This is a genomic window from Mesotoga sp. Brook.08.105.5.1 (assembly GCF_002752635.1).
In the GTDB taxonomy this organism is placed as follows: domain Bacteria; phylum Thermotogota; class Thermotogae; order Petrotogales; family Kosmotogaceae; genus Mesotoga.
The window spans coordinates 23,503-45,396 of the sequence record NZ_AYTW01000004.1; the positions used below are offsets into that span (position 1 = coordinate 23,503).

At 45.1% G+C, this 21,894-nt stretch carries 20 protein-coding genes; 9 read left to right on the forward strand and 11 right to left on the reverse strand.

What is annotated here, in order from left to right:
• Positions 1–8 precede the first annotated feature (8 nt).
• The 6 genes from V512_RS01190 (at position 9) to V512_RS14860 (ending at position 4,500) form a co-directional block, all read left to right on the forward strand.
• Positions 9–1,067: a 3-methyl-2-oxobutanoate dehydrogenase subunit VorB gene (locus V512_RS01190; RefSeq protein WP_099828643.1), complete on the forward strand. Its 1,059-nt coding sequence runs from the start codon at positions 9–11 to the stop codon at positions 1,065–1,067.
• Positions 1,068–1,076: 9 nt separating this feature from the next.
• The gene (locus V512_RS01195) at positions 1,077–1,829 is read left to right on the forward strand and encodes a thiamine pyrophosphate-dependent enzyme (RefSeq protein WP_099828644.1); all 753 of its coding nucleotides are present in this window, start codon (positions 1,077–1,079) and stop codon (positions 1,827–1,829) included.
• Positions 1,826–2,365: a 2-oxoacid:acceptor oxidoreductase family protein gene (locus tag V512_RS01200; RefSeq protein WP_099828645.1), complete on the forward strand. Its 540-nt coding sequence runs from the start codon at positions 1,826–1,828 to the stop codon at positions 2,363–2,365. The genes V512_RS01195 and V512_RS01200 overlap by 4 nt, the downstream gene beginning before the upstream one ends.
• 127 nt (positions 2,366–2,492) lie before the next feature.
• Complete coding sequence (gene zupT / locus V512_RS01205) at positions 2,493–3,287, forward strand: zinc transporter ZupT (RefSeq protein ID WP_099828646.1); 795 nt, start codon at positions 2,493–2,495, stop codon at positions 3,285–3,287.
• Between the two features lie 133 nt (positions 3,288–3,420).
• Positions 3,421–3,624 (forward strand): hypothetical protein, encoded by a 204-nt coding sequence (locus V512_RS14855; RefSeq protein WP_243392191.1) that lies wholly within the window; start codon positions 3,421–3,423, stop codon positions 3,622–3,624.
• A 213-nt stretch (positions 3,625–3,837) separates the two neighbouring features.
• The gene (locus V512_RS14860; RefSeq protein ID WP_243392192.1) at positions 3,838–4,500 is read left to right on the forward strand and encodes a metalloregulator ArsR/SmtB family transcription factor; all 663 of its coding nucleotides are present in this window, start codon (positions 3,838–3,840) and stop codon (positions 4,498–4,500) included.
• Between the two features lie 13 nt (positions 4,501–4,513).
• On the opposite strand, the gene V512_RS01215 is transcribed toward V512_RS14860, so the two are convergent.
• From V512_RS01215 to V512_RS01225, 3 genes are all read right to left on the reverse strand, one after another.
• A complete protein-coding gene (locus tag V512_RS01215) occupies positions 4,514–4,930 on the reverse strand; it encodes a hypothetical protein (RefSeq protein ID WP_243392193.1) in 417 nt (138 codons plus the stop codon).
• A 59-nt stretch (positions 4,931–4,989) separates the two neighbouring features.
• Positions 4,990–5,949: a hypothetical protein gene (locus tag V512_RS01220; protein ID WP_099828648.1), complete on the reverse strand. Its 960-nt coding sequence runs from the start codon at positions 5,947–5,949 to the stop codon at positions 4,990–4,992.
• 488 nt (positions 5,950–6,437) lie between these two features.
• Positions 6,438–7,475 carry an acyltransferase family protein gene (locus V512_RS01225; RefSeq protein ID WP_243392194.1) on the reverse strand — a complete coding sequence of 346 codons (1,038 nt, stop codon included), beginning with the start codon at positions 7,473–7,475 and terminating at the stop codon, positions 6,438–6,440.
• A gap of 347 nt (positions 7,476–7,822) precedes the next feature.
• Here V512_RS01225 and V512_RS01230 point away from each other — a divergent pair, with 347 nt between their 5' ends.
• On the forward strand, positions 7,823–9,937 hold the full coding sequence (locus V512_RS01230; RefSeq protein WP_099828649.1) for a hypothetical protein: 2,115 nt from the start codon (positions 7,823–7,825) through the stop codon (positions 9,935–9,937).
• A gap of 189 nt (positions 9,938–10,126) precedes the next feature.
• Here V512_RS01230 and hcp read toward each other — a convergent pair whose 3' ends face one another.
• Together hcp and V512_RS01240 are read right to left on the reverse strand one after the other, a co-directional pair.
• Complete coding sequence (gene hcp, locus V512_RS01235; protein ID WP_099828650.1) at positions 10,127–11,785, reverse strand: hydroxylamine reductase; 1,659 nt, start codon at positions 11,783–11,785, stop codon at positions 10,127–10,129.
• An 82-nt stretch (positions 11,786–11,867) separates the two neighbouring features.
• Positions 11,868–12,647: a hypothetical protein gene (locus tag V512_RS01240; protein WP_099828651.1), complete on the reverse strand. Its 780-nt coding sequence runs from the start codon at positions 12,645–12,647 to the stop codon at positions 11,868–11,870.
• A 160-nt stretch (positions 12,648–12,807) separates the two neighbouring features.
• Here V512_RS01240 and V512_RS01245 point away from each other — a divergent pair, with 160 nt between their 5' ends.
• Entirely contained in the window at positions 12,808–13,317 is a 510-nt protein-coding gene (locus tag V512_RS01245; RefSeq protein ID WP_243392195.1) for a winged helix-turn-helix domain-containing protein, read from the forward strand.
• 83 nt (positions 13,318–13,400) lie between these two features.
• Here V512_RS01245 and V512_RS01250 read toward each other — a convergent pair whose 3' ends face one another.
• From V512_RS01250 to V512_RS01270, 5 genes are all read right to left on the reverse strand, one after another.
• Complete coding sequence (locus V512_RS01250) at positions 13,401–14,645, reverse strand: hypothetical protein (RefSeq protein WP_099828652.1); 1,245 nt, start codon at positions 14,643–14,645, stop codon at positions 13,401–13,403.
• Positions 14,646–14,750: 105 nt separating this feature from the next.
• Positions 14,751–15,380: a YkgJ family cysteine cluster protein gene (locus tag V512_RS01255; RefSeq protein WP_165775318.1), complete on the reverse strand. Its 630-nt coding sequence runs from the start codon at positions 15,378–15,380 to the stop codon at positions 14,751–14,753.
• Positions 15,381–15,948: 568 nt separating this feature from the next.
• On the reverse strand, positions 15,949–17,271 hold the full coding sequence (gene xylA, locus V512_RS01260; protein WP_099828653.1) for a xylose isomerase: 1,323 nt from the start codon (positions 17,269–17,271) through the stop codon (positions 15,949–15,951).
• Positions 17,272–17,285: 14 nt separating this feature from the next.
• Positions 17,286–18,761, reverse strand: a complete 1,476-nt coding sequence (xylB, locus tag V512_RS01265; protein WP_099828654.1) for a xylulokinase — start codon at positions 18,759–18,761, stop codon at positions 17,286–17,288.
• Between the two features lie 12 nt (positions 18,762–18,773).
• Positions 18,774–19,946, reverse strand: a complete 1,173-nt coding sequence (locus tag V512_RS01270) for an ROK family transcriptional regulator (protein ID WP_243392206.1) — start codon at positions 19,944–19,946, stop codon at positions 18,774–18,776.
• Positions 19,947–20,651: 705 nt separating this feature from the next.
• Here V512_RS01270 and V512_RS14865 point away from each other — a divergent pair.
• On the forward strand, positions 20,652–20,756 hold the full coding sequence (locus tag V512_RS14865; RefSeq protein WP_243392196.1) for an ArsR family transcriptional regulator: 105 nt from the start codon (positions 20,652–20,654) through the stop codon (positions 20,754–20,756).
• A 183-nt stretch (positions 20,757–20,939) separates the two neighbouring features.
• Here the strand turns inward: V512_RS14865 and V512_RS01280 are convergent, their stop codons facing one another.
• Positions 20,940–21,884 carry an alpha/beta hydrolase gene (locus V512_RS01280; RefSeq protein ID WP_243392207.1) on the reverse strand — a complete coding sequence of 315 codons (945 nt, stop codon included), beginning with the start codon at positions 21,882–21,884 and terminating at the stop codon, positions 20,940–20,942.
• Positions 21,885–21,894: the final 10 nt, after the last annotated feature.

The following is a 21,894-nucleotide window of genomic DNA, read 5'->3' on the forward strand; positions in this document are numbered from 1 at the left end:
AAAATTAGATGGCCGAAAAAATGATGGTTAAAGGTAACGAAGCAATGGCTGAAGCTGCAATAAGGGCCGGCTGTAGGTTGTATTTTGGTTATCCGATTACTCCTCAATCGGAGTTTACAGAGTATATGGCTCGGCGAATGCCTGAAGTAAGCGGCGTATTTCTTCAGTCCGAGAGCGAAGTAGCGGCGGTGAATATGGTTTACGGAGCCGCAAGCACTGGTCACAGAGTTATGACTTCAACTTCGAGTCCCGGCTACAGCCTCATGCAAGAGGGGGTATCTTATATTGCTGGAGCAAGGCTTCCTACGGTTTTTGTGAACGTTGTACGAGGGGGACCTGGACTGGGAGATATTCAGCCAGCACAGAGTGACTACTTCCAGTCAACGAAGGGCGGGGGGCATGGTGACTATCATTTGATAGTTCTAGCGCCCGGCAGCATCCAGGAAGCGGTAGATCTTATGGAGTCTGCTTTTGATTTAGCTGACAATTACAGAGTTCCGGTAATGATTCTTGCAGATGGAATGCTTGGTCAAATGATGGAGCCTGTTGTCTTCCCCGAGTTTGTCAAACTTGATGGAATCAACGACCATTCCAGTTGGGCATTGAGGGGAACAGAAGGAAGGGAACCTCATAAGGTAACTTCCTTTGATATCGATCCTGTAAGACTTGAAGAGATGAATATCGTTGTCCACAAGGGATACGATGAGATAAAAGCAAAGGAAGTCAGATATGAGTCTCATGATCTTGATGATGCAGATTACGTTCTAGTCGGCTATGGAACGATGGGAAGAATTCTAGGCAGTGTAGTGAAAATGGCAAGGAAACAGGGAATCAAGGTTGGATTGTTCAGACCAATCTCGTTGTGGCCGTTTCCATACGCAGAGTTAAAAGAGGCGGCAAGAGGAAAGAAATTCTGTCTGGATGTGGAAATGTCTATGGGGCAGATGGTCGAGGACGTTCGCCTTGCAGTCGAAGCAACTCTTCCGGTTCATTTCTATGGAAGAACCGGAGGAATGGTTCCAACGCCTGACGAAGTGTTAAGAGAACTCGTCAGACTTATAGGATGAGGTGATTGTATGGAACAGGCTACTTACAAGAGACCAAAGTCACTTGCTAGAAACGAATTCTCGTATTGCCCTGGTTGTCACCACGGCATTATCCATAGACTCATAGCAGAAGTAATTGATGAACTCGACATTCAAGGAAAGACGCTAATGGTTGCTCCCGTTGGATGCTCAGTCTTCGCCTATCAGTTCTTTGATGTGGACGGTACCGTTGCCCCGCACGGAAGGGCTCCAGCAGTAGCTACGGGAATGAAGAGAGCGATGCCTGATAGAATCGTATTCACGTATCAGGGAGATGGAGACCTCGCAGCCATAGGAACCGCCGAGATAATTCATGCCGCAAATAGAGGCGAGAAGATCACCACGATCTTCGTCAACAACGCGATCTACGGTATGACAGGCGGCCAGATGGCACCGACGACCTTGCTTGGAATGAAAACCACTACTTCTCCGTATGGGAGAAAAGCAGAGACGGAAGGGTTTCCGATTCATGTTTCGGAATTGCTGAAAGAAACCGCCGGAATTGTCTATCTGGAAAGAGTGGCTGTGAGTTCTCCTCAGGAAGTTAGGAAGGCAAAGGCTTCAATAAAGAAGGCCTTTGTCGCACAACAAAAAGGGCTGGGCTTCTCATTGGTCGAGGTTCTTTCGACTTGCCCGACAAACTGGGGCCTCAACCCGGTGGAGTCAATCAACTGGCTAAATGAAAACATGAAGAAAGAGTATCCCGTCGGGGTATTTGTCGACAAGGTCGGTGATTTCAAATGAGTGAGCATCTCTTGGTTGCTGCGGGATTTGGGGGACAGGGAGTGATGCTGATAGGACAGATTCTTGCAACGGCGGGAATGTTCGACAACAAGCACACTACCTGGCTACCGTCATATGGTCCTGAAATGCGAGGCGGGACTGCGAACTGCACGGTTGTCGTTAGCGATGAGCCGATTGGCTCACCTATTACGAATACTCCAAACGAGTTGATAGTAATGAACATCCCTTCTCTTCTGAAGTTCGAGAAGGAGATTCAACCTGGCGGACTCATGGTGATAAACACATCTGTTGTTGATAGAGATACGAGTAGAAACGATATTTCTGTCGTCAAGATCGATGCAAACTCGGTCGCTGAGAAGCTCGGTAATCTCAAGGTTGCAAATATGGTAGTTCTTGGTGCATACCTTGGCAGGGCCGGAACGGTCACTCTCGATGGAGTAAGAAAGGCACTGGAGAAAAAGCTAACAGGAAGAAAAGCAGCACTCGTAGATTTGAATATCCGCGCCATAGAAGAAGGCATGAAGTCAGTTAAGTGATCTTGAAAAGACGCGCCCAGAGCGCGTCTTCTTTAGACCTTTACGCTAATCAAAAATCTATGCAGAATGACTGCCAAACCAATGAAGAAATGTATAATCTTTCTAGCGGACTATATGGAGGATTACGATGCAACTTGACAATTTCTGGCCAGCGTTTTTTTTGACTGTTTTTGCGGGGCTTTCCACCGGGATCGGCAGTATTCTTGCGATTTTCGCAAAAAAAACCAACACAAAGTTTCTTTCAGTTTCGCTTGGCTTCTCCGCCGGTATAATGATATACGTATCCTTCGTCGAGATCTTTGTAAAGAGCGGTGAATCTCTCCAGAAGTCTGTGGGAAGTGGCATAAGCGACTGGATTAATGTAATCGCTTTCTTCGGAGGTATAGGCATTATTGCCCTGATCGACTTCCTTGTACCTTCCGCAGAGAATCCTCACGAAATGAGAGACGTAGATGAAATGCAAGCCAAAAACAAAACTCTCTTGAGAATGGGGCTTTTCACTGCGTTTGCCATTGCTGTCCACAACTTTCCTGAAGGGCTCGCAACATTCCTTGCTGCCATGAAGGATCCGTCGCTTGGGGTACCTATTGCGGTTGCGATAGCAATCCACAATGTCCCTGAAGGGATCGCTGTGGCTGTTCCGATATATCACGCAACGGGAAGCAGGAAGAAGGCTTTCATGTATTCATTTCTTTCGGGTCTGGCAGAACCGGCTGGCGCTTTGATCGGATTTGCGCTGATAAATATCCTTTTCACCGACATTGCATTCGGGATTGTCTTTGCCGGAGTTGCAGGGATAATGGTTTACATATCTCTAGATGAACTCCTTCCTTCGGCAGAGAAGTATGGAGAACACCATCTCTCCATATCGGGATTAATAGCCGGAATGGCGGTCATGGCGGTCAGTCTGCTCATACTGTAGTTCATTCTGATAGAATCGTGTTGCAAGTGCTTGGACAGAAAGAGACATCCATTTATCAATGAGATTCATGTTGTTCTTCGCTTTATAGTGATAGACTATTCGCGTTAATGTGAGTCTTGGGGGGTGGTAAGTTTTGAACTGGATTGACAACAAAGTGGAAGTTTGCTCCAGCACAGCCTGCGATCTTCTCCATGGTTTGTTCAGATTGAATAACAACGAGAGATTTCATGAGTTGTTTGAGTCTTCACTCTATAAGGGCAAGTTTGAACCAAATAGGGATATTCAAAACTGGGTTTCCGAAACAAAGAGTATTCTCACTCCGGACATACTTGAGTAGCTAAAGGAGTTCTTTGCTTGGGAGACTTTTTTTTGGAATGTGCTTTCTTCCGGATATTACGCACAGCAGCCTCAAAAATGCAAGACAGCTAATTGAACACTTAAGAGAAATGCCCGAAAGGGTTTTGCTCATTTCATTTATTCCGGTTACGGTCCGAGAAAAGGCGCGGTAGATATTAACACCTTCGAAGGAATAATTGAAAACGACAATGAAATGCTTCTCTTTGTCTCGAAAGACATGTCATTCTCTCCGGAAAGAAAAGCCGTTCTCTTCGAGATGCTTTCTGGTCCGGAGAAGGCCAAAGACGACTTCATTTACTTGTTTGAGTGGTTTTACGAAAACTCATTTTCTGTGATAGAACCAAAGCTCGAAAGGACGCTTCCAAAAGTAGCAACTGATCTGAAGAAAGAGATTGAAGCTTCCGGCATTAAGTTTCTGAAGACACTCATAAAGAACATCGACTATACGAGTTATGAAGAACTCGAAAGAGCTGTGATTTGTCCCAGCTACTTCTCCGAATTCCTGGTCTCAAACGCAGCAATACTTTTTGTAAAGGAAGATATGTATACTGTGGGATTCCGCTTCAGAGAGGTAATGACCACTCCCAAGAATCAGCTGGAAACGTCTGCCGATACTTTTGATGCTCTTGCTCATGAGAAAAGACTCGCCATAATTAGGCATCTATCGATGGGCCAATCTTCCGGACATGAGCTCGCAAGAGCGTTAGATCTTTCTAATTTCGAGATTGGAGAGCACATCGACATCTTACGTGAAGCAGGTATGGTCAGCGTGGAGAAGATGAATCAAATGATGTATTTCTCTCTCAACAAGGAGGCTGTCGTCTTAAGATTGGTAGAGCTATTGAAGGCTTTATAGAAGTCAATAAAGGTTAGGTGTTCTCTTCCAGTTTTCGATGAATCACCTCTATTTCAAGCAGGCGGAGCCTATTGAAAATCCTTTCGTCCTTCTTGTTTTTTAGGAGTTGAAGAGCGACTTTTGCTCCAATCGAAGCCAGACTTCCAAGTGTCTTTCCGGTCGTGTACCATTGCTTCAGCGGAGTCTCTTTAAGAATTATCTCAACGAGAGTCACTTCTTCCTCTTTCATAACTACACTGTGAGGCTCCAAACTTCTCTTCTGCATCTCGAGCTTCTTTTCCAGGTTTTCATATATCTTTCTTATACTTGACAGCGAGACCAAGCTCTCAACTGAATATTCGTTTGCTCTCTTAAGAGGAAGAGAGCTGTCGAAAATCTCGAGCGCGCCTTTAAGATCGTCTTTTTCGGGGATCTGACCTTTCCTTTCCATCTGGAAATCGAAGCGAGGCTGGATTCCAGTACTCTTGAGCCGAATCCTCTTCTCACCGCTCATATATCAAGAGTATCCTTTTCCGTCTCGGCCATGATTCTAGTTACTTCAAACTTCAGATCTTCATCTATCAACGAGAAAATATAACCGTAGACGTAATTGAAGTACTGCATAGTTGGACCATCGAAATAAGAGGTGTTCAGTGTTCCAATGTATTCTTTCAAGGTTACAGGGAGTGAACTCCCGCTTCTGGAAAGTTCCTTCTCATTCTCAGTGAACTCATCAAGGAGCTTCTTCAACCTCTCTATCGCTTTTCTGTTGTATCTGGAGTACCTTGCACTTCTCAGAGACTCAACCTTTTCTTCAGCCATTTTGTAGAAGCCGTTTTTCACATCTCTGTATCTTTCATTCTGGCTTTCATCGACCAGCGAGAGGTCCATACCCGTTTCAAGTCTTGCGGCATTGTTCATAGCATCCCTTATGGCCATCTCATCATTTGACGCTCTGATACCTTCCAGAATGTTCTCGAGCTCTTTCAAAATCGCTTCATTTCTCTCCCGCTGTCTTCTCTCGATCTCAAGATCTCTTTCCTTTCTTAAAGAGTAAAACTCTTCCTGTGCCTGTACCAGTCGCTTCGAATACTCAGTTAGAAGCGATATGGAGTCTGTGCCGGAAGCCGCTCCAAATTCCTTTATGAGGCTTTCCCCACGCGTGAATATTTCTTCTACTTCTTTCTCTGTCTGGGCCGTCTTGAGATCTGTGAAGACTTTGTCCATTGCAAGCCTGAAAAACTCAATGTTATTAGGAAACTTACTGGTGGCTGCACTCAACACCAACCTACTCTCGAAATCTTGTTTCCCCTGCTGAAGCTCTTTCAAACGTTGTAGAAACTCGTCGGGACCAGGGTCTTTCCTGAACTTAAACTCATAAGGTCCAAGGAATATACCCCCCTCTCTCAGGATAAGCCTATAAGCAACATAGCCTAACAAAACAGCAATAATGATCAGTAACGCAGTCATAGGAATCCCTCCCGAAACACGCCTTCAAATAGGATGATACCATTTTTTGATAGTCACCGGACAGAGGGCGATATGCAGAGTAAAGTTTTACTGTTGGATCAACAAATAGTATAAGAGCTAGAATCACCTTTTCTAAACAGGACTCTCTTTGACAGCACTCTCAGATTCTCTGAAAGCTCGACCTCCAATAGGCTAGTTATTGGCTAGGAATAACAGAACAACAGTCACCGGAATGTCATTCGCTACGAGTGGATTCCGTTTGGTGGAGAATCTCTTTAATTTATAAAGCATTCCCAGCGATCATCTGTTATCATTCAGACTGAACAAACTAAAGGAAATAGCCCTTAAAGGAACATGAACTTTCCCGTCTTCTACAACGGAATCTGATGTGCACAGCGTCCCGCTGTGTGTTATCAAATAAGTCTCGAAAATTGCAAGTCGAAACTGACTCTTCGCATACTCTGAAGCAATTCATCTCATCATTCTCACTAAACTAATTCTGTGGAAAGACTCCTGCGTTTCACGAGGAAGGTGCCTGACATAATCATCATAGCCGGTTTGGGGATTAATCTGATCATCAGATAGATCAGAGCCATGTTCATAAACCAGTATATATACCAAAACCTTTGCATGATCTCAATCGGATTCCCGAACACATCGAATATGGGATAGACGAGAAAACCTGCGGCTATGTGATAACCTAGTATGAAAAGAGTATGTTTGCCAAAGAGAGAGAGGATAGACCTCGCAAGCTTGACCTTCTCAAGAATCTGAGCTAGACCGCATACAGCTATTATCCCAACCAGTGCAGCAATTACGTATAGAAGAGGTGACGAGCCGAAGTAGTCTTCCATCAGATAGACTTCGTTAGAAAAAGCAGCTGTTGAAACGAATAATGCACATGCAGTTACCGTAAGGAGAACAGGGATTCTTTTTGAAGAAAGTCCCAATGACTTCACCACTTTACCAACGGCAAAATATGGAAGCACGGCAAGCGCAACATCAATTTTGAAGGGCAGAGCCCCGTAGAAGAAGAACATCGACACGAAACCCAGAACAATTCCAATCGGTAGAATATTCAGCTTCTTCAGAACTGAATAGTAGATCTCCGTGACGAAAACGGCAGGAACAAACCATAATGGAATGATGTTCAGTGGAATTATCCCCACGGCAGTACGAACGGTCAGAACATTCACCAAAACTGAGCCAATGGAGAAATTTAGTTCTTCTCGCGTCACCAGCAGTTTGACGATCAGCCAGATTAGTATGTTGAACCCGGCCATTGTGTAGTAAGGCACCATTAGCTGCTTAAGCCTCTTCTTTACGCCCTTCCTAATTGGCAGTTCCTTTGAGAAAAGACCGGAAAGAAAGAAGAAGGTGCAGGCCGCCGGGTTTATTAGATTAGCAACTAACTGAGGGGGGAGAGTGTGATACATAATCACCAGTGCCATAAGAAAACCCCTGGCAACATCAATCCAGACGATACGTTCGCCGCTTAGTGCAAATTCTGCTGGTTGTTTATTCAAGAGCGACACACTCCGCTGAAAATCTCACTGACAGTATATCACAGGTGAAAGAGGCTTGGTTAATCATTTGGTGGCAATGGTAAAATGCAGACAGTGGTGACGTGTGAAAAAATATCAGTACTTCAAACCGAAATATGCTCGAAAATTAGCTGTTTCTTAGGGTGTTTGTCTCTGATAGACTGTGTGTGTTTGGAAGTTTCGATTAGTAGAGTGCTGAATTATATGGCTCACGTTGTTATACTTAACATTATAGGGAAGTGAAACACATTGGGTCCCGAAGCAAATGGAAGTACAGTCTGTTTGAAGGAATTCGCTGGCCAAGCGGCCGTCTGGCAGGAGGTATGCTTATGAAAAAAGTTCTTATCTTTCTAATTGTCTTGATCTCGGTAGTTACCCTGGCCCAAGAATATGATGAGTTGTTCAACAGTCTCTTGTCAAGGAGTGATGACTTCGTTTCATTCTCTGGAGCTGGCTTTGATGCGAGATTCGTTCCTGCTTATGCTGCTACCGACTCCGAATCAAAGGTTATCGCCGATCAGAATCTGCTGGGCATACTAATCATCAGATCTACGAGAGTGATGGACTTAGAAGTGAACAACGTTGCGATAATTGACAGCGAAAGCGAAGAGAGAGTCCCTTATCAAATCTACAAAGTTGAAGATCTCTCCGTGCCCTTGCAGTTACCCTTTTCCCTTCCATCTGGTGGAGTTCTGGTATTGACTTCAAAATCAGAAGTTCAGGACTACTTTATGGACATAAGAATACAACAGATTCTTCTCCCGTGGAGAGTGAAGACCACAGAACCTGGAAAGATAGTCGAGATGGCACCCGTAACCCTTGATGAAACAACGCCGGTAGTTGACGTCCAGGAGACATATGATTACGATTCAATAGTTGAAGGCATGGCCGATCTTAACGACAGACTCAACTTCCTTCAGGACAACGTCGAAGGACTGAACCTACAGTTCAGGAGGCTAAACACATTATTTCTGGATACTCAAGTCGCGCTGGCAGAATACAAAGCAGCGGTTGACAGGGGAGCTTTCGACATTGAAGAATTCGCAGTATCGATAGAAAACAGGCTTGTTTCTCTCGAAGATGCGGTTGTCGATAATCCTGTGCTTAGAATTGAGTTCGAAGAACTCAGTGATTCGCTCGAACGACTCTATTTATCACTTGTAGAATGGAGTGACGAGATTTCTAGAATAGAAACGCTTGCAGCATCACAAAGCCATCTTAACGACAGAGTGAATAGCCTTCAGGACTCGATTGAGGATGTGAGAGCCTCTGCAGCAGAACAGACCGACTCTGCAGTTATTCTATCCATAAACGAGAAAATTGATGAGATCTCCGAAGTCTTGTCAGCAATGAAATATGGATTTGAAGAGCTGGAAAACTCTGTTGAAAAACACTCGGGCGAAATAGAATCAATCCACGAAAGACTAGTAATCGAGTTGGATATTCTGGATAATCGATTTGAGGTTGTTGAAACAATGTTTGAGTCCAACACCGAAGCCATCCTGAATAATAGTGAGCTTCTGAATGAAGTGGCTTTGGAACTCGATGGATTGTCAAAATACGTTTCAGAGATTTCTCTAGCTCAGATGGAAAGAGTTAGTTCATTATCTGAGACTCTCTTGTATATCGAAGAGAGAGTATCGGCTACTGAACTGTCGCTAGCTGCTCTAGAAGAGATAAGAGCTAGACTAACCGCTTCAGAATCAACTGCCAAAACTCTCTCTAATAGAATTGATACTCTCGAGGAACATCGTTCTTCAATCGAAGGTACTTTGGAGGTTCTTGAGGAAAAGATTGAAGATCTCGAAATCGGTGTATTTGGAACCGGAGCAATAAACTTCGCTGAACTCGAAACCGAGATACTTGAGCTCCGCGGAATAGTCGACAGTTTGTCTAGGGGATTCGTGAGATTCAACTCAGATTTGATAAGTCTCGGAGAATCGATTCCGCCTGCAGGAGTATCTATAGAGGCTTTTGGAGAAGCATACGATGAGTTGACCGGGAGTATTGGAGAACTAAACTCTGAGCTCTCGGACGTAAGAACCCTTTTGGTTGACCTTGATCGTTCGATAGAACTTCTCGAAGAATCTCTGGGAGTTGTATCCGTAGATCTCGACAGTATGAAGGGGAATTTTGATGGCTCGGTTGCTGCAATAGATAGTAATCTGAAGGCAATTCAACGGCTCCAGAATGATCTATCCAAAACGAAGGAAGAGCTAGCCGCAACCGCGCAGGAACTCAGGAGTCTGTCATCGGAACTGACGGCGGTAATTGTTACCAGGGATGAGATCACTGAAATAACTGAAGAGGCAGTTAAGCGAGTTGGAGAAGAAACAGCGCGCGAGATCGCATCACTGAAAAGGACGAATAATATCTGGTTGACGGTAGCTGTTATCTCGTCGCTTGCAGCGCTTGTTCTGGGAATAATAAACATACTCCCTTAATTGACATCATGTTTCCATAGGACAAGAGTGGCTCGGGGGGGAGACCCAAGTTACCAAGGTGATCGGTTCCGTCCCACACTTCGTTGGATCCGACAAAGCCGGGCACTTAGCGGCGCCCGGCTTGGGAGATATTGAGCCTAATCTTACTCAAGACTTGTTATGGATGGTTCTTCTTTATCTTGCCACAGACTAACCAACAATAGCTTTGAGATCCTCTTCCGCCGTCGTAATTGGTTTTATATCGAAGTTATCCACAAGAACCTTGAGAACGTTAGGTGATACGAATGCGGGAAGAATCGGTCCAAGACGTATTCCCTTCACTCCCATGTAGAGAAGTGCGAGAAGAACGGCAACCGCCTTCTGCTCATACCACGCGATATCGTACTCTATCGGCAGATCGTTTATGTCATCAAGTCCAAAGGCATCTTTGAGCTTGAGAGCCGTCACCACTAGTGAGTACGAGTCATTACACTGGCCCGCATCTACAACTCTCGGTATACCACCGATATCGCCAAGATCAAGCATATTATATCTGTACTTTGCACAACCTGCAGTCAGGATAACCATATTGTCAGGCAGTTTCTCGGCGAGTTCAGTATAATACTCGCGTTCTTTCGAGTGACCGTCACAGCCACCCATTACCACGAATTTCTTTATCGCCCCCGACTTGACCGCGTCGATTATCTTATCCGACACTTTGGAAAGCTGATCATGAGCAAGACCCACAACAATAGTCTTACCTGGTCTGGCACCTATATCACCGATTTTGAGAGCCTCTTCTATGATCCGCGAAAAGTCCTTCTGCTTACCATCCATCCTGTTAGGGATATGTGCAACGCCCGGCCAACCGACAAGGCCCGTTGTGAATATTCTCTCCTTGTAAGAGTCCCTCGGTTTCTGAATGCAGTTCGTGGTCATTAGAATAGGACCTCCAAACTCTTCAAATTCCTTCTGCTGATTGTACCAGGATGTACCGAAATTCCCCTTTAGGTGATTGAACTTCTTAAGGTTCGGATAGGCATTTGCAGGGAGCATTTCGCCATGAGTGTAGATGTTTATTCCCTTTCCTTCGGTCTGCTTCAGGAGCTCTTCGAGATCCAGGAGATCATGTCCGCTCACCAGAATTCCAGGTCCCTCAAGTTTTCCCGTATATACGGAAGTTATTTCGGGATTTCCGTAGCTTGTCGTATTCGCTTCATCCAGCAAGGCCATAGCCTTCACCGCATACTCTCCTGCTCTTAAAACAAGGGACACATAGTCGTCGACACTTAGCGAATCGTCGAGACAGGCCGCCATTCCTTCCTGAAGAAAATCAAGGATCGAACTTTCCGAGTGTTTCAAAATGTACGCGTGATCAGTGTAAGCGGCGATTCCCTTAAGTCCGTAAGTAAGAAGCTCCCTGAGTGAGCGGATGTCTTCATCTCTTGTATCCATAACGCCAACTTCGGCACCTTTCATTTCGTAAACATCAAGCCCACCGGAGACTCTCCAGGTGCAGGCTTCTGGAACTTCTCCGTCAAACTCCTTACCATGTACTCTCTTGAATGATTCTCTGAACATCACTTCGATCCTGTCTCTTGCGGCCAGAGCCTTATCGATCTTCTTACCAAGGCTCACAGAATCGAAGTCGACATTTGTTATTGTTGTGAACAGTCCTTCAGCGATGTGGAGGCCTGTGTCGGAATCGTTTATCCCGACTTCTCTCGCTTTCACTCCCCAAAACGAAGTTCCTTTTAGAATCCAGATGAGAAGATCTTGAAGATTTGCCACTTCCGGCTCTTTTCCACAAACACCTTTGACGGTGCACCCTGTTCCCTTCATCGTTTCTGAACACTGAAAACAGAACAAGTGAATCCCTCCTTCGCTATCATAACTATCTTACATCCGCTGTGAGGGCTGTATCGGTAACATATGTTACACATCATCCGAATCAATAGTATATGAACTCTCTTGAGTAAATGAACTCCTCAGGAGGATTGGAGCCATCTTGAAATTCCGTTCTTCTAAGCTCACGGGCGGGGTTGCCGTTTTCGTCTCTCAGAAGTATGTCAACCCTCGTTCGGTATTCAGTGGCGTGTTCCATGCCTTCTTTTCTGATTCTTACTATGGTAGTCTCGCTCTTGAGAAATCCGTTCAGATCATAAGTGAATCTACTCTCAACGACTATATTCACATCCGTACCAAGGTCTTCAACGCTCTCTCTAACAATGGAATAACTCTTTGTCTTTCTTCCGCTGTCGTCGAAGTAGAGAGTGTTAGTTGAAGACCCTGTTTCCGTTGATATGGAAAAGGAAAGCGTTCTTTCGACCAAATCCAACCAGTAACGAGTTCTCTCAAGTTCATTCCCAGTGCCGTCAAAGGCAATGGCTTCATAGAATTCATCGTCATAGATGACTTCAACCGTCTGGAAGACCTCACCTTCATCGTCTATGAATTCCTTCCTGACGAGCCTGTCAAACTCGTCATAAACGTAGATGATCTTCATACTACTTCTTTCACTGGCGATCAGCAAACCCGACTCGCTAAAAGAAAGCGTCTCGGGTTCCGAAACCAGTAACTGGGCACCTAACCTGGCGATTTCGACTCTGACACTCTTCAGATCTCCAACGAAACCGAATTGTTCTGCAGTCAATTCCTCTTCCATGAAGACTGCTGATAGTGCAGTAAGTACGACAAAGGTTGAAATGAAAATCAGTAATGCTTTTTTCATGCTTCTCTCCTCGCTTTGCTCTTTGACCTATGCTAATCATATCAAATTACTGGCAAAAGGATATCGTCAAACGCTCAAACTCAACAACACTCCGCTCTATCTTCCCAATTCTGATATACTGAGTATGAAAACAAAGACGCTTCTGTTGGGGGGACCTAAGGTGAATTTCAAAGAACTCTCTGAAGCAAGTGGAATAAAATACGAAACGGTGAGGAACTACGTTAAGGTCCTCATTGAAGAAGGACTGATTGATGAAGTCAATGAGGAAGTGGTTGAAGTCGTCAAGAAGATGCCCGGTTTCACTTCGCAAGGTCTGACAGTTGTTGAAGCCGCGCACAGGGCTACAGGAAAAGCGGACTCCAAAAGTTCTCTCTCCGAAGAAGTATCCGAACTTCGAGAAAGAGTTCACACCCTTCAAGAGGAGAACGAACAGCTTAGGAGAGAGCTTCAGGAAGAGAGGTCTCTCACTAACTATCTGAAAGAGAACCTAGCATCCTTTGAGGATCACACTAAGAACTCTTCTGGAATTACAGTTTACGGAAAAGAAGCAAGTACAGCTGCGGATGCTCTTAAGAGCGCTATAAAGTCTGCCGGAAGCGGTTTTTTACAATTCCTACAGTGGCTTTTCGACACCGAAGAGAAAGAAACTGCCGAGAAAACTGACCAGTAACTGACTAACTTCCCTTGAAAGTAAACCAAAAAGACAGGCGCCCCTTCTCAGGTGCGCCTGTCGAATCGTCATTTGCAAACGAACTAGAAGTCTAGCGTTGCGAGAATTCCGGTGTACCATTTAGCCCAGTTTTCTGCATCCTGCGAATCGGCCAGTCCAACCAAAGCAAAGTACTCTCCTGGACCGAACACTTCGGCATCAACCGATTCGGAGAACAGTGCTATCCAGCAGAGTTGTCCAGAGAAGTCCAGAGCGAAAACGTTTACTGTTGACTCCCGACCGATATTTCCTGAATAGCTATCAACTACCTCGAAATTACCAAATCCACCAAGATACTCATAAACAAGCTCACTAAGTACGCCTTCAGTACTTGCAGGTTCGTCTGTCTCACCGACAAAAAGCTTGCCGACAATAGTTCCACGCAATCCTAAATCGGCCACCTCAAAATAGTCGGAAAGGTAAAACTGCACTGAGAATTCTGGCGGCATCAAGAATCCGAAATAGTCGCCTTCAACCTCTAGCCAGTCATCAATATTGATATCAATATCATCTTCTTTGAGAAGTGAGTCGATCATCTTGACGAAAAGATCTGTATGTTCACTCTTTTCCAATTCAGGAACAACTACTTCTTCTTCCAATTCTTCTTCCACATCGATAAAGCTTCCAACGATTTTGGAAATGATTTCCTTCGCCATTTCGAGTTCCGAACCTTGGTAATTCGCGAGCTCGAAAACGAACATCGTTACCGGTCCCGGTTCCGTCACATCCAGTTCCTCAGATGGATAGTACACGGCAATGAATGGATACTCTGCTTCCGGTCTCACCTTTAATGATGCAAGATAAGCAACGAGCCCGCTCTCAAGTTCTACTGTCTCTTCATATGCCCTGTCAGTCGAAGCGCTCTCGCCATAAAGAGAAGCGACCACCGCCTCAACCAACTCTTCACGCTCATAAGACTCAAGCTGATAGAAGAAGAGCCTACCGAACAAAGCGTTGTCTTCATCGAAGATTTGAGCGTCGTAGTTCAAACCCATCTTCTCCTGGAAGATCGAGTAACTATCGGGTATCATTATTTTCGAAGTGCCAATTGTCTCGGTCTTCCACGCAGGATCATCCGGGCCTTTCCACCCTTCTCTGAAGGTTACCAGTAGTGAATCTACAGTTCTTAGAGTAAGAGCAGGCAACCCTTCCGGAGCGGGAGGAACCGCCTCCAAATCAGTAGCTTCGATGGTTTCTGTAGGCTCGGGAGTAAGGGTCCTCAATCCGAGCTGAGCAGAAAGGGTAGCAGCAACAAGAATCATCACAAACATAATGAACAGTCTTTTCATACGTGCGCCTCCTCTTTCTTTGAGTCTCAAACGCAAAGACTTCTTAGAAGAATTCTACTACCAGAGCTTAGTTTATGATACTCAAATCGGGACCCTAATACGAACTTACGCCGTTCTGTCGAAACCTTTTGTCGTGTAGTCAACTCTCATGCCCACATACTCAAGCGCTCTTCTCAGAGCCACGTTAATTGAATAAGTCCTTGTTCCCATATACGGATCAACTCCCTGAATACGACTGGAGAACTCGGAAAATACTGGAATTCGCGACCCTTCAGAAATCCTTTCAAGTAGCTTGCTGACACATTCTGGACAGTTTGTCTTCAAAAGCCTGCATATCGCCGGAACTACCTTACCGAACTTGTCCATTACACCTGAAAAACCAAACATCCTGCATAGCAGTGGCCTGTATCTGTATTCTGTGCATCCGCCTTCCTTGCTCAATTCTGGTGAGCTCTCAAAAAGAATACAACTATCGTCGTCCAAAACGGTCTCCAATGTCGAAAGAAACAGCTCGGCTCTACCCTCATTCCAGAGTTTCAAAGAAAGCGGAAGAAATTCGGTGATTGTTACCTGAATAGCATCGCCGCGAGTTCTACAGCATTCTCTGCAGGAAGGGGGGCATCTTAAACCGGTTTCGATCCGGATTTGATTTGTTAGCTCTTCAACTGAATCAAATAGCTCCTGTACTTCGAGTGCCTTTCCATATAAGTCTTTGAACGACAGATCGATTATCAATGACGTTCCTCCTCCAGACACGCTGGAGAAATCTTCTCACCTCTAGCAGCGCAAATCAATCCTTCACAAGTAAATTCTGCATGGAGTTATCGCGAGTGTGTGATGACAAAACTATCACAAAGAGGCAGTTATACTTCCTAAGCAAGGCGCTTGTTCTGTACTTTCTCGTGAGAGCTTTGTTGGCATTTCGCTTGCTAAACTGCCTGTATCAACGTCGATCTGGAATGGTTGGAAGATCCGCATCTGCCGAGATTACGGAAAGACGAAGATATGAGTTTCAACCTAAGAAGAGCTGAACTAATCGAAACACAAAAGATGTGGCTGTTGCGGTTTTCCTCTTTGACAGAATCTGTGGGCATTTAAAAGTACTTTGTGTATGCTTGCTTGCGCCGGCTGATTCACGTCAACGCCCGCGAATCATTCTCACGCGTGAACCTTTTATAGAACTGAAATTCGGATCTAGAGCAACGCGCACTGACATCTCTAGAAACTCAGCGGGTTCCTCTACATTCCGAAAGGAGAGCAGCCTCAAGCAGCTGCTCTCCAAGATTGCTAAGGAGTTCTCCAATTATCTACCTGCAGAAACGATCGACCAGTTGACTAATCTTTCGAGATACTCCTGTCTAGAAGGCTCCGGAAGGGGACTCTCTTTATCTATGATGTATTCTTCAAGCGACTTGAAGCTGGCTCTACCTTCTTCAATCTCCTTTCCTATTCCTGAATCGAAGCTTCTGTATCTTTCTTTCAAGAGGTCTTCCAGCGTGCCCTCCTGCAAGAGTTTGGCGGCGGCCTTCAGTCCCAGAGCGAATGTATCCATACCAGCTATATGGCTTGAAAAGAGATCTTTCTCTTCATAAGAACCCCTTCTCACTTTAGCATCGAAGTTCAAACCACCGGGATTGAGACCCCCGTTCTTGATTATCTCGTACATTCCTAGTGTTGTGGAGTAGACATCTGTCGGAAACTGGTCCGTATCCCATCCTAGAAGCAAGTCTCCCTGGTTTGCATCAACACTTCCAAGAAGACCATTGATCCTGGCAAATCTCAGTTCATGCTGAAAGTCATGTCCGGCAAGGGTTGCGTGATTGGCCTCAACATTGAACTTGAAGTGCTCTTCAAGACCGTACTTTCTCAGGAAAGACAATGCATTTGCCACGTCGAAATCGTACTGGTGCTTCGTAGGTTCCATGGGTTTCGGTTCTATCAGGAATTGGCCTTCGAACCCGATTTCCTTCGCATAATCTACAGCCATGTGAAAGAATCTGGCAAGATTTTCTATCTCTAGACTCATATTGGTGTTAAGAAGAGTCTCATACCCTTCTCTTCCTCCCCAGAATACGTAGTTTTTACCGCCCAGCTCTTTTGTAACTTCAATCGCTTTCTTCACCTGAGCAGCAGCATAGGCATAGACATCCGCATCGCAAGATGTGGCAGCCCCATGCATGAATCTCGGGTGCGCAAACAAGTTTGCCGTTCCCCAAAGTATTCCGACGTTGCTTGTTTTTAGATGATCGGAAATATGTCTCACTATCTCATCGAGATTGTTGTTTGTCTGCCGCAGAGTATTTCCCTCAGGGGCAATATCTCGATCATGAAAACAGAAGTAGTCAATGCTTAGCTTTTCGCAGAACTCAAACGCTGCATCGACCTTAAGCTTTGCCAGAGTCATAGGATCCTTAACGCTGTCCCAGCTTCTTCTCGCTGTCGGCTGACCGAACATGTCTAGTCCATCACCCTTGAAGGTATGCCAGAAAGCCACAGCAAATCTCAGATACTCTCTCATAGTGGTCCCCATGATTGTCTCTTCAGGGTTGTAGAAACTGAACGCAAGCGGGTCGCGATTATCCGGCCCTTTGTACTGAATTCTCTCTATCTTGTCGAAAATGCTCATTGCAGTCCCTCCTTTCAGTTGACAATTTCCTGCTGCAAGCGGCTAATCTCTCCGAAACGTTCTTTCATGCTAATATATAGATCCTTGTATATCCTGAATACCCTGTCGTATACACTCTTCGCGTTTTCGTTTGGTCTGTATTCTCTCTTCATCTTTATCCACGATGAAGAATCCAGACCCAATGCCTTAGAAGCAAGGCGAGCAGAACCGTACGCGGGACCTTCATCGACTTCGGGAAGCCAAATCGTCTTCCCAAGGTTATCTGCCACTATCTGGCACCAAGTATCGCTTCTCGAACCTCCCCCGACGATTCTCACATCATTCATGTCTGACCCTAGGCCCTCAATCAGCTCAGCCCCTTCTCTCAAGGCATAAACCACACCCTCGTAGATGCTTCTGAAAATATCCCCCTTGCTGTGGAAGGATGACAAGCCGAATATGGTACCTCTTGCATTCGGATCACGATGAGGAGTCCGATCGCCGTTCAGGTATGGAAGAAACACAACTCCGTTCGAACCCGCTGGCGCATTTTTTACTAGATTCTCCAAAGCATCGAAAGAGAGGCCCGCACCAAACCTCTCTTTGAACCAGTTTAAGGAGTTTGTCGCGGACAAGATCACGGCCATATGATAGAAGTCATTGCCGGTAACATGCCGGAAGAGATGAACCGCACCTTTGGGGTCGGGTCTTCCCTTCCTAGTCAGTGCAACAACAGTTCCAGAGGTACCGATACTGACCATTGCGTCACCCGGATTCTCGACACCGCATCCGTAAGCCGATGCCGCGTTGTCGGCACCACCTACTACAACGGGAACGTTTCTCAGCTCAGGAAGCGAAGCGCTTGTTACCGTTCCCGCTATCTTGGCCGATTCGATCAACTCCGGACTTGCTGACTCCTCAATACCTACGATCTTCATAATACTTCTGTCGAAGCCGCCTTCAAGATCGAGCATAGAAGTACCGGAAGCATCTGAGAAATCAGTCACAGATCTTTCCGTGAGTTTGAAGACTATGTAGTCCTTTGGCAACATCCACTTACGTATCTTCCTGAACTTATCGGGCTCGTTTTCTGCAAGCCAGAGGATCTTGGGAAGCGTGAACCCTGTCAACACAGGATTTCCAAATCTCTCAACGATCTTTTTCTCCCCGCCATACAACTCGGTAATTGTTTCACACTGTCTTTCAGTTCTCTGATCACACCAGAGAATCGCCGGATACACAACGTCTCCATCTTCATCTAATGCGACAAATGAATGCATCTGTCCGCTGATTGATATCGCATCGGGAATAACTCTGTTGCTTTGAACTAGATCCTTTAAGACGACTTCGGCTGCATTCCACCAGATCTCGGGGTTCTGTTGAGCCCAGCCCGGCCTCGGCGTCTCCATTGAGATCTCCTCCGTGGAAGAAGCGATAATCCTCCCGTTTTCGTCGACCGCTATTCCCTTCACAGAGTTTGTTCCTATGTCTATTCCTAAGAAAATGCTCATAGTCGTACTCCTTTAAACAAAATCGATGGTCTTCTTATCAATTATGTGAAGAGCCGCCCCAATCATCTTAGAACTTGCTCTACCCTTTTCGTGAAGTACGCTTCTTATGACTCTTATGTTCTGTCCGGTGGCGTATAGAACCCTTGAATTGACCAGATCAACAAGGTTGCGCAAAGATCTTTCGGGAAGCATTGACGCGACGCCGCCCAAAACGACAACTTCGGGATCAAGTGAATTAACTATGTTGATTATCCCTACACCCAGGCTTCTTTCAACCTCCTCAAGAAGGTACTTATATTCTGGATCTGACGAACTCAACACACCTAGATACTTCTCGTTGTTACTACTTCCTCTCAGAGCAAATCCCATCTCTTCTGCCCGACCAACTATTGCTTCGGTAGAAGCTATAGTCTCCCAGCAACCAAAGTTTCCACAATAACATTGCTTCCCATCTGTCTGAACCGTCATGTGCCCCAATTCGCCCGCAGAGTAGTCCCGGCCTCTATAAATCTGCCCGTCGAACATTATCCCGCAACCGATTCCCTCTGACACATATACAAAAACGATATCTCCTGCATTTGCAAGAGCGGGGTTATTCCACTTCTCTGCAATCAAAGAGAGATTTGCTTCATTGTCAAGAAATACAGGGTAGCGTCTGGATAGCCTTTCTTTGAGCACAAGATCCTTCCAGTTCAGATGAGGAACGTATACTATTCTTGAGTTCTCAACATCGACAATTCCAGGGACTGATACGGAGTAACCGAGAAATCTATACTTAGGGATATTTTTGGAAATTACCGAAGCCTTCTCGGCAAGGATTTTCATGAACTCATAGAAATCGGGAGGTGTTCTGAATTTGCTCATGACCGAAACAGACCCATCGAAGAATCCTTTACCTACTGTAGTCTCTTCGACGCCAATATCTATTACAATAGACATGAAGGCCTTTCTGTTGAGGCGAAGAACGATGGCCTTTCTTCCAATACGACCGGTCTCTTCCGCACTTACTTCTTCACAGAGCCCAACAGACAAAAAGTCCTTTATTATTTTTGTTATGGTACTGGGGTTCAGACCCGATGCAGTTGCAAGGTCTCGTCTAGTTGTGACAGGACTCTTCCTCAACAAATGAAGAATCAGCTTTCTATTAGATCTTCCAATGTTTTCTGAATCCAGCTTCTTTCCCACCAAGGCGAAATCCCCCTTTCTACTCTAGCTTACTACCTAATACAGATTAGAATAAATCTCAACAGGAGCATTTACAGGCGGTTGTTAAGGAATATCACTCTTAACTTGTCTTTTCCTAATTTATTTATTGCCGCAAAAAAAAGAAAGAGTTTCACTGTTGGTATCCTCTGATAGTTCTTATTTCACTGTTTGAGAACAATTCAACCTTATTGCATGACAATTCTAACAGAGGGAAAGAATGAAGACACAGAAAAAAACCATCTGTTCAGAAAGCAAATCTCTTTGAACTGCTTGAAAACCCGTCTCAGACAAAAGAGGATCTCTTATTTGTTTGCTGCAGAATATAACATCTTATATCTATTTGAATGGTTCCTGAAAATGTTTTCATTAAGATCAGGGATGATGTAAGGAAATCTAACCGTAAATATCTGAGATTGCTCGAAAGACATGTTGAAGAGGATGGGACATCATACCTTGAGAGTCAAAATGTTGTCAGTCTTTTGATGTTCTTGAAACAGTCACTACTCTAGAACTAAGTGTCTCTCCTTTTCTTGGTCTCGACCAGGCAAGTTTGATGATCAATAAAGACAGGTATCTTTTCATTCTTGGCTATGACAGAATAGAAGTACCATTCAGAGAAAAAGACGAGCGTTGGAGTGTATAGATTTTTCTGACGCACTTGCCAGCAAGGAGAGACTTGCTATTTTGAGAGAACTGAGCAGAGAGCCACATCGTCCAGTTAGGCTTGCAAAGAAACTGAAGATCTCCGCCGGAGATCTAAGCAACCACCTCGAAAAACTGAAGAAGTGAAGGCTTTTGGAGAGTGTCTATGATGGTGAACATGTGAAATACACCGTTAGGGCCGACGAAATTAAGAGATTGGCCAGCGATAGACTAGACAGACTACTCAAGGAAAAGACCGAATGAATATCGATTATGAACTTTCACTCCAAACAAACGGGGCCAGAGGCCCCGTAATCATTTGAAAGAGAATCATTTACCAACGAAATCAATGAACAAGTCCATGAACAGCTCCGTGTTCTCAACGATAATACTGTGTCCATACTCTTCAAGGACCTTTACTTGCACATTCTTAATGACTCTTTCAAATCTCCTCGCCATCTCTTCTGAGATTATCTGATCTAGCTTTCCCACGATGATCAGAAAGGGAACTTCGGTCCCTTTTAGCTCTTGAGTAAAATCGTATCTGTCAAGAGCCCTGGCATTTTCGACAAAACACCTTCCGTCCATCAGGAGCGCCTCTTCAACCAGAGCCTCTAGAAACTCGTCCTCCGCTCTTGTCGGCATAACCCCAACAAGAGCCTTCTTCAGGAGGTCTCTGTTGCCCTTATACATCTCAAGATATGGATAGGCCTCTTCAGGTGTAGTAAGTCCGTCAGGCGGAGCCGGATCGACAAGAACAACCCGGTCGATCAGATCGGGTCTCTTCACAACCACGCTCTGAGCAACCGCTCCACCTAAAGAGTGACCGACTAATACTACTCGGTCAACTTTCATCTCAAGTATGAAATCAATAACATAGTTCGCGTAATCTTCAATACTTACTTCTTCAAGCCTATCCGACCTTCCGAAATTCGGCAAGTCAATTGCATAACCTTTGAATCTCCGCGGAAGAATCTCTAGAGAAGGCTCGAACCATTTGCTCGAGGCGAAGTTTCCATGGACAAAGACCACTGGAATTCCTTCAGAATCCACGGTTTCAAGATAGAAGATCTTCTTGTCGACAACTTTAACGTACTTCTTAGCAATCTGCCTCTTCATGAATAACTCCCTCCCGTCTAGCAAGTTGGTTTCTCGATCATTATCTTTCGTATTAACATCTTTGAACACAATCGAAGCACTTTCACCAACTTCCAGCGCAAAAGCATTTCTCTCAAAACCGATTGTCATGAAGACCAGGTAGGTCATCAGAACCACTGCCAACTGC